Here is an 11,548-nt window from a genome sequence, read left to right on the forward strand (position 1 = left end):
CGCATTAAATCTTTATATCTTGAGGAAGAACATGACAGAACTCATCGCTGTTGCCATCATCACCATCCTGGCCGTCATCAGTCCCGGTGCTGACTTTGCCATGGTCACCAGAAACAGTTACCTGTATGGCCGACGTGCCGGATTGCTGGCCGCCAGTGGTATAGCCCTGGGTGTACAAGTACATGTCATGTACACCATGCTGGGTGTAGGCTTGCTGATTGCCAAATCACCGAGCCTGTATTTCGCCATCAAGATCGTCGGCGCAATCTATCTCATCTACATCGGTTACCAGACTTTTTTTACCCGCGCTGTCATCAGCGCAGACGCCGGGACAGGGCAGTCATTGAATAATATTGCTGCCTTGCGGGCAGGTTTTATGACCAACGCCTTCAACCCCAAAACCACTTTATTTGTCCTGAGCACTTATACCCAAGTCGTGCAGGTCGATACCAGCCTGCTGGCACAATTTGGCTATGGCTTGTTCATGTCCTTTGCGCACTGGATATGGTTTAGCCTGGTTGCCCTGTTTTTCTCGGATAGTCGCTTGCGTGCCAGCATGCTCAGGCAGCAGGTGGTGTTGAATCGTTTCATTGGCGCAGTATTGATCGTCTTGGGTGTGTCACTGGCCAGTTTGCCTGCCTTGCATTAGAGACACGGTTGACGAAGTTTGGATGCAAGCCTACAATTGCGGCACAGGTGCTAAGGGGCGCCTGCCCGCACAAGAGGCTCTCACCCTTAGAGGCTGTTACAAAATTAACCTGGCGTTGTTGCATCGCCTAGCCATCTTAATTTTGTAACAGCCTCTAGATATGCACATCCAGATTAATGTGATAATTGCCATGTTTCGTTTGACGTCAGCGGGTCGTCGATAAGCGAACTGGAGTTCATCATGTTATCTCTGCACTACCCTTCATTGTTCATCGCGCAACTGGCTGCTTTTTCAGGAGCTGCTGCATGAACGCACTCACTACAGAAATCAAAACCCGCGCCCGCTTATTGCAAAAACTGCTGGAAACCAGCAATGTCGCAGCCAGCAAACGTGCGCTGATTTTAAGCCGCCAGCGCCACTGGGAAATACCCGGCAGCTGGCAACTCAAGCACTGCATGAACCTGGCCGCAGCCGATGCCGGTTTCCAGAACTGGGAACATGCGCGCGTCGTCCTTGGCGGCCAGGCGCAAGCTGGTGAAGATATGGGCGACTTTTGGCACGGTGCCGAAGTCACTTCTTTCTTCAACCACTGGTATGCCAGCTATGCCGAAGCGCAAGCACAATTACAAGCCAACCAAGCGGCTTATCTGCTGCCGTACCGGCGTCAGTATCTGGTTGTCACCAGCGATTATTTACAGGCCATGGGTGTCAGCGCTGCGCCGGAATTCTGGGATGCTATAGGGCGTGATCTGGTACAGGGTTATGCTAGCGCGAGCTGGTTGAGTCTGGCACAGCAACGCCTGCAAGCCAGTCGCACCGAGCGTTTCAAGGCCAACTGGGATGCATCTCAAATCATGCTGGATTTGCAGTCAACGGAAGTTGAGGCAGAACGGGTGATGAAGTCTTTCGTCAAGAATGGTCGCCTGGTGAGTATCCCGGAACAACGTAAAAAGCGTCTCGTCATCCTGCGTTGGCTGGTGGAGCAATTGCAGTTTGAACGGCGGTATGTGGAAGCTGATATCAATAGTTTTTTGCTGCAATTCCATTCGGATTTTGCGACCTTGCGGCGGGAGTTTATTATGAACGGTTTGATGGAGAGGGCGGAGGGGGAGTATTGGCGGGTTTAATCGGCATCTTGCATTTTGATGCAGATGGACTTTGCTTGGCGGCCGGGTTGTACCGACATGGCTGTTAACCTTCAATTTGACGGCAATAAAATTAGCGTCATTCCTGTGCAGGCAGGAATCTACCGTGTTGGCGCTCCAGCGGCGTTTGTTGCATACCTTCGTCATTAATTAAAGCGATTACCCTTCGTGGAACCAAGCCGGGTCTCGGCCCGGCGGCCGAGATACTTTCTTTTGCGTCGCCAAAATAAAGTATCCAAAGAAAAGGCGACCGCAGACTCGCCCTTCGGGTGCTTGCGCTACGCTTCAGCATAATTTGTGCGTCACAAAAAATGGGAAGATCCGCAACTCGCCTGCGGCTCAAACATCGGATCTTCTTTTTCCATTTTCTGTGACGCACAAATTACATCGTCCCAAGCGGATTAAAGTCAAAGTCAAAGTCAAAGTCAAAGTCAAAATCAACAGCAACAGCAACAGCAACAGCAACAGCAACAGCAACAGCAACAGCAACAGCAACAGCAACGTCACCACGATCTCAACTCATATTTTTCGCGGTCAATTGTTCTAACGATTCGATCTACTCCACCCCAGCCTGCAAAGGCAATCTGACACTCACCGCCAAACCTCCACCCTCACGATTGGCAAACTGTATGTCGGCATGCAGTTGTAGCGCCAGTTGGGCGACTATTGCCAGGCCCAGGCCAGCGCCGCCAGTGTCGCTGTTGCGGGAGGATTCCAGTCTGACGAAAGGTTGCATGACGGCGTCCCATTGTTCTGGAGGGATGCCGGGGCCTCTGTCCTGGATGGTGATTACTGCGTGTTGGACATTTTTGCTCAGGGTGACTTCTACCTCGCTGCCAAACTTCAGTGCATTGTCGATCAGGTTGCTGAGCAGGCGTGTTAAAGCTTGGGAACGGGTACGTATGCTTAAGTGGCTGCTGCCAATCAGGGCTACTTTCTGACCTGTGTCGCAATAATCATGTACCAGACTGCCTGCCAGGGCATCCAGATCCAGCTTGCTGGCGGTTTCCTGGTCAACTTGCAGTTGATTTTGTGCCTGGGCATAGGCCAGGCCCTGTTCCACCAGTTTTTGCATGGCTTGCAGGTCGGCCTGCATTTTGTCGCGCTGGCTGTCGTCCTCCATCAACTCGGTACGCAGGCGCAGGCGGGTGATGGGGGTTTGCAAGTCGTGTGCAATGGCAGCCAGTATCTGCATGCGTTCGGCCAGGTAGGTATCGATGCGTTGCTGCATATTTTGAAAAGCGGTGGCGGCACGAAATACTTCTTGTGGTGCACTGAGAGGTAGTTGTGGTCTGGCACCCGGCTTGACTATGGCGTCAGCCGCATCGGCCAACATGGCCAGCGGCCGTGTTGCCATTCTGACGGCCAGCCAGGCGGCCAACATGATGATCGCAAGTTGCAGGCAGAGTAGCAAGACCATGCTCCACTGCACGCTGTATGGTGTGGCGCTCAGCATGACGGTTAATGGCGTGCCATCCAGCAAGTTCAGATGTATTTCCAGCGTTTTTTTATCATCTATGACAGTGATGCTGGTTTTGATCTTTACAGGATGTTCGAGATTCTCTTTTATGGAGCGCACAGCGTCCTGGGCGATTTCCAGTTCACGGTTTTCTATGGCATTTGCAGGTGCGGCCTGCAATGCATATTGATAATTATTACGGGCAAAGTGCGGTAGCCAGAAGGCACGTTCTGCAGCCGGTATGCGATCCAGAAAAGCTACCGCATTGGCAACATCCTTGCCGCAGGAATACACCATCAAATTTTTCTTGAATTGCATTTTTTCCCATTGCGACAACGCAAAAGAAAGCGCATGCGCCATCAGCAGGGCGCTGAGTAAAATCAGACAAAGGCGGCCAAACAGGGTGCGTGGCCAGCGCAAGCTTTCCATGGTTTGCATCATGCTTCCTCTGGCGTGGTGACCTGTGCGCAAAATACATAGCCTTCACTACGCACGGTCTTGATATAGCGGGGTTCACGTGCATCATCGCGCAAATGCTGGCGCAGGCGGCTGACCAGTAAATCAATGGAACGTTCGAACAGTTCAGCATCACGACCCTGGGTAAGGTTGAGCAACTGGTCACGGTTCAATACCCTTTGTGGATGTTCGACAAAGACTTGCAGCAAACGGTATTCGGCGCCGCTAAGGGTGACCATAACACCTTCGTTGTCCAGCAGATGGCGTGCCAGAGTATCTAGCTGCCAGTCACCGAAGTGCAACATGGCAGGGGGCTTTTGCTCACGCAAATTGGGTGGCAGCATACGTGTGCGACGCAATACAGCCTTGATCCTGGCCAGGAGTTCCCTGGCAGCAAAGGGTTTGGTCAGATAGTCATCCGCCCCCATTTCCAGTCCTACCACCCGGTCAGTTTCTTCTGCACGTGCTGTCAGCATGAGGACGGGAATGATCTTGTGTATGCCGGAACGCAATTCCCGGCACAGACTGAGTCCATCTTCACCCGGCATCATGATGTCCAGTACGATCAGGTCTATGACGGCGCTATCCAGCAAGGCCCGCATTTGCTTGCCATTAGCAGCTACACTGACCTTGCAGCCATTCTTGCGCAAATAGAGAGCAGTCAGCTCGCGTATTTCGGCATCATCATCGACGATGAGGACGTGATCTGGGGATTCAGTGTTTTCCATGGCGGGCTTCGTGCTCTTTCTTTGGCGTTGCTTCATGGAGCTTTATAGCCCACATTGTGGCAGAGACAAAATCTTTTGTATCCCAGTGTATCTGAGAGCTGATAACACATGTACAGATGCAAATCTGTCATTTCATGACATCTGCCAGATACCTTGCCCGGGTCTAATTGCATGGCCGTGATGATTTTCATCACCTGCACAATTTTCCAGGGGAATACAAATGAAAAAGAAAATGATCTTCGCCGCCACTGTTCTGGCTACTGTCTTGATGAGTTCCTGGTCCGCACAGGCTCAGCAGCCGGGCTTGTCTGACTATTATCTGGCAACTGTGGAAGCAGAAATGCAGGCAAACAAGCAAGAAGCAGTTGCCGGTACGTGGCTGACGCAAAGTGGTGGTCTGGAAGTTGAAATTGCCAGTTGTGGCCGGGCCCTGTGCGGTAAAGTTAGCAAGGTTCTTGATGCTTCCGCGATGAACACAGCCAATACTGCGGCGGCTACGCCCATGCTGGGCAAAACCATACTGGAAAGTTTTACACCTACCCAGCCGGCAACCTGGACGGGCAAAATCTTCAATCGTGGGGATGGTGCAACGTATACCTGCCAGATGCGTATGCTCAGCCCGACAGAACTGGAAGTCACGCCATTCAAAGACAAGCCGGAAGATGGACGTAGCCAGGTCTGGACCCGCGTATCAACTACCGTCGTTGCACACAGTAGTCATTGATAAGAAAAACGGGACATCGACCGATGCCCCGTTTCAGTTGAATGATTGCCAGTGTTATGGCAGCAATTCAGCTTCACCTGGCAACAAGGTGTTGGCTGGCAAGGCATCGAGTTTTTTCAGACGCTCATAGTAAGGCGTGAAATCCGGTGCTGTACCATCAAACAATTGCTTGAAATCATCGATAACGAAATAGGTTTCCTGAAAGCTGTCTATCTTGTACAGGGTTTGCAGGCAACGTTCTATGTCCAGATGGATATGGCGCGACATTGTACCCGGCTTCAGACAGTATTCGACTTCACCACCAGATGACAGTATGCCTGCGCCATAGATACGCAAACCCTTGTCGGTATTGATGAGGCCAAATTCCACCGTATACCAGTACAGGCGTGCCAGATAATCCAGTCCCCCCAGTTTCATTGCCTTCAAGCCGCCTTTGCCATATAACTGCATGTAATCGGCAAAGACTGGATTGAACAACAGCGGTACGTGACCGAAGTAATCATGGAAGACATCGGGTTCTACGATGTAATTGAATTCTTCCGGCTTACGCAACCATACAGTGATGGGGAAGCGACGATTGGCCAGATGCTCAAAGAAAGTCAGTTCAGGTATCAGGCCGGGGACAGCGACAATGCGCCAGCCGGTAGCCGCAAATAATTCTTCTGAAGTGCGGCCAAAGCGTGGGATGCCATCTGCCGCATCCATCTTGTGCAGGGCTTCAATAAATTCATCACAGGCACGACCGGGCAAGAGCTCCATCTGACGCTGGTACAGCTTGCGCCACAGGGCATGCTCTTCTTCGGTATAGGCTTCCCAGTCTTGTTCGACAACATAGTGTTCGTCGGCTTTTTCATAGTTGCCACGCAGGGCGGCACCATTCGACTTCTCAGCAACGGTGGCGAGAAAATCTTCGTTGGTAACGGTGGTGTCCATCATATTTTAGAAAAAAGGCTGACATCAACACGACGATCAGCCTTTTTATATCTCCATTCAGGTTTGGCGAAAAATCAGACAGTTGTTTCGTCTTTGATGACGCCACGACGGATCTGATCCAGTTCTATGGATTCAAACAGGGCGCGGAAATTACCTTCACCAAAACCCTGATCACCTTTGCGCTGGATGATTTCAAAGAAGATAGGGCCAATGACCGTGGTCGTGAAAATCTGCAGCAGCAATTCGCGCGATGTTTCTGTGCTCTTGCCATCGACGAGGATGCGTAGTTTGCGCAATTCTTCCAGGTTTTCACCGTGGCCAGGCAAACGACGGTCAACCAGATCGTAGTAAGTTTCTATGGTGTCCTGGAATACCACGCCATTGGCTTTCATGCCGCCAACGGTGTCATAGATATTGTCTGTGCCCATGGCGATATGTTGCACACCTTCGCCGTGGTACAGATCCAGGTATTCAGCGATCTGGGATTTGTCATCCGAAGATTCATTGATAGGGATACGGATTTTTCCGCAAGGTGAAGTCATGGCCTTGGACTTCAAACCTGTATGTTTGCCAGCGATATCGAAGTAACGGATTTCGCGGAAATTGAACAGGGTTTCGTAAAAATCTGCCCATTCCTTCATGCGACCGCGATGTACATTGTGGGTCAGGTGATCGATATAAGTCAGGCCTTTGCCAACAGGGTTGGAATCTACACCGGGGATGGCAACGAAGTCTGCATCATAAATGCTGATATTGCCGATGGCACCAGCTTCTGCACCATCTTTGCCATGCCAGCGGTCAACAAAATAAATCAGTGCATCGCCTATGCCTTTGATGGCAGGGATATTCAATTCCATAGGGCCGGTTTTATTGTCGAAGCCCCAGGCACCCAGATCCAGGGCGCGCTTGTAGGCGGCGTTGGCATCCTTGACGCGGAAAGCGAATGCGCAGACGGATTGGCCATGTTTGCGGGCAAATTTCTGTGCAAAAGAATCAGGTTCTGCATTGATAATAAAGTTCACCCCACCTTGACGGTACAAGGTCACGTCCTTGGTACGGTGCTTGGCAATCGCAGTGAAACCCATGGTGACGAATAATTCGCCGAGTGCTTTTGGATCGGGTGCTGCGTACTCGATAAACTCAAAGCCATCGGTACCCATAGGGTTTTCCCAAGTTTGGAACGTCATGCCTGTCTCCTCAGTGTGATCATCAGTGTCTGCTGCATCTGACCAGTTTTCATGCAGGTTTTGATGTAGCTCAAGTTCTCAGTATAGTCCGCAAAACGCGCCATATAATTGCCAAATACCCCAAAGACTTCGCAATTTGAGCAATAATATTGCTTAATTTATTTAAATGATGGCAGATTATGATGGAAATTGAACTGGATAAAATTGACCGTAAAATTTTGGCAATTTTGCAGGCAGATGGCAGGCTAACCAATCAAGAGGTGGCAGAACGGGTTAATCTGTCACCTTCCCCCTGCCTGCGGCGCATCAAGCGGCTGGAAGACAGCGGCGTCATACGCAAATATGTGGCCTTGCTGGAGCCGGCCAAGATAGGCCTGGGTTTGCTGGCCTACGTCAACGTGCGGCTGGAAAAGCATAGTGACAACCCTGGCAAGGGCGGCTCGCGTTCACCGCGTGAAGACTTTTCGGTTTCCGTCGCCCAGTGGCCGGAAGTGGTGGCGTGCTACGCCATGACGGGAGAAATGGATTATCTGTTGCGGGTGCACGTGGGGGACATGAACCATTTTTCACGCTTCATGATGGAAACCCTGTTGCGCCATCCCGCGGTACTGGATGTGAAATCGAGTTTTTCATTGCAGCAGATTAAGGATACGACGGCGTTGCCGGTGTTGGTGGGTGGGTGATTTAAGAGTTTGAACTCTGGATAGCATTGAGCATACATTGTTGGCGTGCTGCTAACGTTCACAGGTTTATCGCCTTGTGTTTTGTAACGCATTTGCAGCAGAGCGTAGTTAATACAATTAACCTCAAAATCGTCACTCCTGCGCAGGCAGGAGTCTAGTGGCGTTCGCAACATACTATGTAGTGATTTAAATCTCTGCACCATGATGATGTAGATTTTTAAGTGCCTGCATGCGTCATTTACGACCGCAGGCCGGTGGTAGACCGGCGGCTACATACCTTTTTGCTTCGCCAAAAAGGTATGCCAAAAAGGCGACTCAGGCATCGTCGCCCCCTAAAGGGGGTTCCCGTTTATGCGGTACAAAAAATGGGAAGATCCGAAACTCGCTGCCCTTGCAGGGCGCACAATCGCTTGCAAGCGATTGCCGTTATGCTGGCGAGATGCATGCATCTCGAAATCCCAGCTACACCTCAAACATCGGCTCTTCTATTCCATTTTCTGTACCGCACAAATGGCGTCGGTGTAGCAGGGAATTTGGATTGCTTGCAATCCGCCTGCGTAACGATCTCGCCTTGCAAGGCGAGATTCCTTCCCTATAGGGACACAGGACACATGGGAACTGCAAAATTCAAAAACAGCAGCGACCCCAAAAGCAACGTCAATGCGGCCTTTAGCCAAGTTTCTTATTACTGGATTGATTAATGATTGAGGCACAGAGAAAAGCAGGAAGAAAACCAGACTTTGCTTTTCCTCCCGCTTTTCTCTGCGGTGGAGTAAGGAATTCCAGCGACATGTCGCTTGCTTACGCAACGATAAACTTTTGCGAAAGTTTATTTCTTCCTCTGTGTCTCTGCGGTGAGAGGTCTGGGAAAATCTACTTCGAACTATCCTTCATCCCCGGCAAATGACTGAGCCATTTGGCGGCAGCGCGGGTATTAGCCTTGATGGTGTAATCGATGGCGGCGACCTGTTCCTGCACGGCTTCTCTCAAGACGCTGACGGCATTGGCTGGAAGGATTTTCAGGTAGGCGTCAGCTTCGCCATATTCGCGTTGGATTTCCATGCCAGCTTTTTTGGCGATGTGGATCATGGTCTGGTTGGAAGACAGGCAATGCATGTACAGGGTATCTACATCATCATTGCGGCAGTGGATGGCACCGCGTTCAAACAATTTGGAACCTATGCCCTTGCCACGTGCGATCTTGGAGACGGATACGCCAAATTCGGCGACCTTGTCTTTGTCGGTGATGTCATCATCTTCGGCACGCGGTGCGTAGGCCAGATGACCGACCCCGACGATGCGGAAGTGATGGCTGATGACACCAAACACCTTGTCGCGTGAAAAATCAATACCGTCTACATACTTTTCTATCATTGCATCTGGCAGGTAAGTACCGAAGCGCAAGAGGCGATCGCTTTCTTCCAGTCCAAGAAAATGCCTAAGGATGCGGTGCCTGTCCTTTTCCGACAATTCCTTGACGAAAATGGTAGATTTGGAATGTTTGTTGCTGGTATCGAGCAAGTGTTTTGGATCTTCAGGAAACATATCTGACGCATTCATGGCAGCTCCTTATGGGTAGCTTTTGTGCACTGCACAATGCATTGTAGATGATCTGTTCTGATTATTCCAGATAAGTGCTCACTTTGAGAATAAAACTTCTATTGTTGTGCATTTGCTGCTACTTCCAGTGCGTTTATCCTGCCTGCGCGGATGGCAATCGGGATTTGCTGGGGTTGGGCGGCATACAGGCTGGCAATTTCGCCGCCGTTAACTTTTAATACGATGTCCAATGCCTGGCTTAATTGCAACTGCGGGGCGAAGATATGGGCTGTTGTCAATTCTTCAGGAAACAGGCAGGCACAGGCATTGAGCATCTCAAGAAAACGTTCAGGCTTGCGCAGGGCATCGCAACGTGTCAGTAAATCAACCGTGTCTGCGGCGGACAGTGATGCTGCATCCTTGATATGTAAATGCTCACGCGCCAGCATGACAGCCATGTCACGACAATCTGCCGGTACTTTGAGGCGCTGGCAAATACCGTCTGCCAACTTTACCCGCAGTTTTTCAACTGGCAGGGTATCGGTCCCTGTCGGGGGCATTGCCAAATCATGCAGCAGCACCGCAAAACGGGTAGTTAGCGGGCTGTTACGTTGGGTCGTGGCATCTAGTATTTGCATCAATTGCTGGCCGCGCTGACCAGTCGCGCCTGCTTCAAACGACACATTCAGTTCTGGTAATAATCTTTGCAGGGCACCACAACTGCGCAGTACGGCAAACATGCGGGAAGGCCGTGCTTCCATCAGGCCGCGTGACAATTCTTGCCATACCCGTTCTGCCACCAGGGCATCGACTTCGCCAGCGGCTACCATGCGCTGCATGAGGGCTGTGGTTTCTTCTGCTACAGTGAAGTCCTGTGGCGGTATGGCAAAGCGGGCGGCAAAGCGTGCCAGACGCAAGATGCGCACCGGGTCTTCGCAAAACGCCAGCGATACATGACGGAATACCCTGTCCTGCAAATCACGCAGACCACCATACGGGTCGATGATATTACCGGCCTCATCCTGTGCCATGGCATTGATGGTCAGGTCGCGGCGTATCAGGTCTTCTTCCAGTGTAACGTTGGCGTCGGTATGAAATACAAAGCCCTTGTAGCCGGCAGCAGTTTTGCGTTCAGTACGTGCCAGCGCATATTCATCGTGGGTTTGCGGATGTAAAAATACCGGGAAGTCTTTGCCCACTGGCAGATAACCTTTTGCCAGCATCTCTTCTGGTGACGCACCGACCACCACAAAATCACGGTCCTGCACGGGGAAGCCCAGCAGAGCATCGCGTACGGCACCACCGACGATATAGGTCTTCATGCCGCTGCGTTAGTCTTCTGCGCTGTCATCATGTCCGGGCAGGCCTTCTGTTTCCAGCTGTGCTTCCCTGACCCACTGGGCGACGGCAGGATGTGCCAGCACCCGGTCGGCGTAGGCTTGCAGGGCCGGGGCCAGTGAGACGCCATACGTGCGGAAACGCATGACCACTGGTGCATAAAAAGCATCGGCAACGGAAAAGGCACCAAACAGGAATTCATGTGCACCGTAAAGGGAAAGACAGTCTTCCCAGATTTCGCTGATGCGTCCAATGTCTGCTTGTGAGCCTATGGTGCGGCCCTGGCCTGGCAGCGAAGCGCGAATATCCATGGGCATGTCTGACCGCAGAGATGAAAAACCGGAGTGCATTTCTGCACAGATACTGCGTGCCGTGGCGCGAGCTGCTACATCTTCTGGCCACAGGTTGAGTATGGAAAACTGCTCGGCCAGGTACTCGCAAATCGCCAGCGAATCCCAGACTGTGATTTCGCCTGCCAGCAAGACCGGCACACGGCCAGCGGCAGAATATTCAGCGATGCGGTTGGTGGTATCCGGCTGGTTCAGCGCAATGCGTACTTCTTCAAAAGGAATGCCAAATGCCTTCATTGCCACCCAGGGACGCATGGACCATGAAGAGTAATTTTTATTGCCTATGATCAGTCGCAAGCCGGCGCGTTCTTGGCCCAGCATGGCTGCCAGTGCGGGTTGCATTTCAGTATCTTGCAT

11 protein-coding genes are annotated in these 11,548 nt (G+C 51.5%); 4 read left to right on the plus strand and 7 right to left on the minus strand.

Annotated elements, in window-relative coordinates; all coding sequences use genetic code 11:
• The first annotated feature begins 31 nt into the window (after window positions 1–31).
• A complete protein-coding gene (locus AC1RVX_RS21275) occupies window positions 32–649 on the plus strand; it encodes a LysE family translocator (protein WP_493218579.1) in 618 nt (205 codons plus the stop codon).
• A gap of 305 nt (window positions 650–954) precedes the next feature.
• Complete coding sequence (locus AC1RVX_RS21280; RefSeq protein ID WP_493218580.1) at window positions 955–1,776, plus strand: DUF2087 domain-containing protein; 822 nt, start codon at window positions 955–957, stop codon at window positions 1,774–1,776.
• A gap of 574 nt (window positions 1,777–2,350) precedes the next feature.
• On the opposite strand, the gene AC1RVX_RS21285 is transcribed toward AC1RVX_RS21280, so the two are convergent.
• Both AC1RVX_RS21285 and AC1RVX_RS21290 read right to left on the minus strand, forming a co-directional pair.
• Window positions 2,351–3,694 carry a sensor histidine kinase gene (locus tag AC1RVX_RS21285; RefSeq protein ID WP_493218581.1) on the minus strand — a complete coding sequence of 448 codons (1,344 nt, stop codon included), beginning with the start codon at window positions 3,692–3,694 and terminating at the stop codon, window positions 2,351–2,353.
• Window positions 3,691–4,437 carry a response regulator gene (locus tag AC1RVX_RS21290; protein ID WP_493218582.1) on the minus strand — a complete coding sequence of 249 codons (747 nt, stop codon included), beginning with the start codon at window positions 4,435–4,437 and terminating at the stop codon, window positions 3,691–3,693. The genes AC1RVX_RS21285 and AC1RVX_RS21290 overlap by 4 nt, the downstream gene beginning before the upstream one ends.
• A 220-nt stretch (window positions 4,438–4,657) precedes the next feature.
• On the opposite strand from AC1RVX_RS21290, the gene AC1RVX_RS21295 reads away from it, so the two are divergent.
• Window positions 4,658–5,161, plus strand: coding sequence for a DUF2147 domain-containing protein (locus AC1RVX_RS21295; protein ID WP_493218583.1), 504 nt, complete (start codon window positions 4,658–4,660; stop codon window positions 5,159–5,161).
• A 54-nt stretch (window positions 5,162–5,215) separates the two neighbouring features.
• On the opposite strand, the gene phhA is transcribed toward AC1RVX_RS21295, so the two are convergent.
• Both phhA and hppD read right to left on the minus strand, forming a co-directional pair.
• Window positions 5,216–6,094 carry a phenylalanine 4-monooxygenase gene (phhA, locus tag AC1RVX_RS21300; RefSeq protein ID WP_493218694.1) on the minus strand — a complete coding sequence of 293 codons (879 nt, stop codon included), beginning with the start codon at window positions 6,092–6,094 and terminating at the stop codon, window positions 5,216–5,218.
• 74 nt (window positions 6,095–6,168) lie between these two features.
• Window positions 6,169–7,281 carry a 4-hydroxyphenylpyruvate dioxygenase gene (hppD, locus tag AC1RVX_RS21305; protein ID WP_493218584.1) on the minus strand — a complete coding sequence of 371 codons (1,113 nt, stop codon included), beginning with the start codon at window positions 7,279–7,281 and terminating at the stop codon, window positions 6,169–6,171.
• Between the two features lie 179 nt (window positions 7,282–7,460).
• On the opposite strand from hppD, the gene AC1RVX_RS21310 reads away from it, so the two are divergent.
• Complete coding sequence (locus AC1RVX_RS21310) at window positions 7,461–7,964, plus strand: Lrp/AsnC family transcriptional regulator (protein WP_493218585.1); 504 nt, start codon at window positions 7,461–7,463, stop codon at window positions 7,962–7,964.
• Between the two features lie 873 nt (window positions 7,965–8,837).
• Here AC1RVX_RS21310 and AC1RVX_RS21315 read toward each other — a convergent pair.
• From AC1RVX_RS21315 to AC1RVX_RS21325, 3 genes are all read right to left on the minus strand, one after another.
• Window positions 8,838–9,524, minus strand: a complete 687-nt coding sequence (locus tag AC1RVX_RS21315; protein WP_493218586.1) for a GNAT family N-acetyltransferase — start codon at window positions 9,522–9,524, stop codon at window positions 8,838–8,840.
• A 98-nt stretch (window positions 9,525–9,622) separates the two neighbouring features.
• Entirely contained in the window at window positions 9,623–10,825 is a 1,203-nt protein-coding gene (locus AC1RVX_RS21320) for a multifunctional CCA addition/repair protein (RefSeq protein ID WP_493218587.1), read from the minus strand.
• Window positions 10,826–10,834: 9 nt separating this feature from the next.
• The gene (locus tag AC1RVX_RS21325) at window positions 10,835–11,548 is read right to left on the minus strand and encodes a glutathione S-transferase family protein (protein WP_493218588.1); all 714 of its coding nucleotides are present in this window, start codon (window positions 11,546–11,548) and stop codon (window positions 10,835–10,837) included.

The organism is Undibacterium sp. GW821-FHT11B02 (assembly GCF_058808955.1).

Excerpts from the sequence above, each read along its gene's own strand:
- AC1RVX_RS21275 (WP_493218579.1), top strand. The coding sequence starts at position 32 with ATGACAGAACTCATCGCTGTTGCCATCATCACCATCCTGGCCGTCATC.
- AC1RVX_RS21325 (WP_493218588.1), bottom strand. The coding sequence starts at position 11,548 with ATGCAAGATACTGAAATGCAACCCGCACTGGCAGCCATGCTGGGCCAA.
- AC1RVX_RS21310 (WP_493218585.1), top strand. The coding sequence starts at position 7,461 with ATGATGGAAATTGAACTGGATAAAATTGACCGTAAAATTTTGGCAATT.
- phhA (WP_493218694.1), bottom strand. The coding sequence starts at position 6,094 with ATGGACACCACCGTTACCAACGAAGATTTTCTCGCCACCGTTGCTGAG.
- AC1RVX_RS21295 (WP_493218583.1), top strand. The coding sequence starts at position 4,658 with ATGAAAAAGAAAATGATCTTCGCCGCCACTGTTCTGGCTACTGTCTTG.
- AC1RVX_RS21290 (WP_493218582.1), bottom strand. The coding sequence starts at position 4,437 with ATGGAAAACACTGAATCCCCAGATCACGTCCTCATCGTCGATGATGAT.
- AC1RVX_RS21315 (WP_493218586.1), bottom strand. The coding sequence starts at position 9,524 with ATGAATGCGTCAGATATGTTTCCTGAAGATCCAAAACACTTGCTCGAT.
- AC1RVX_RS21280 (WP_493218580.1), top strand. The coding sequence starts at position 955 with ATGAACGCACTCACTACAGAAATCAAAACCCGCGCCCGCTTATTGCAA.
- hppD (WP_493218584.1), bottom strand. The coding sequence starts at position 7,281 with ATGACGTTCCAAACTTGGGAAAACCCTATGGGTACCGATGGCTTTGAG.
- AC1RVX_RS21285 (WP_493218581.1), bottom strand. The coding sequence starts at position 3,694 with ATGATGCAAACCATGGAAAGCTTGCGCTGGCCACGCACCCTGTTTGGC.
- AC1RVX_RS21320 (WP_493218587.1), bottom strand. The coding sequence starts at position 10,825 with ATGAAGACCTATATCGTCGGTGGTGCCGTACGCGATGCTCTGCTGGGC.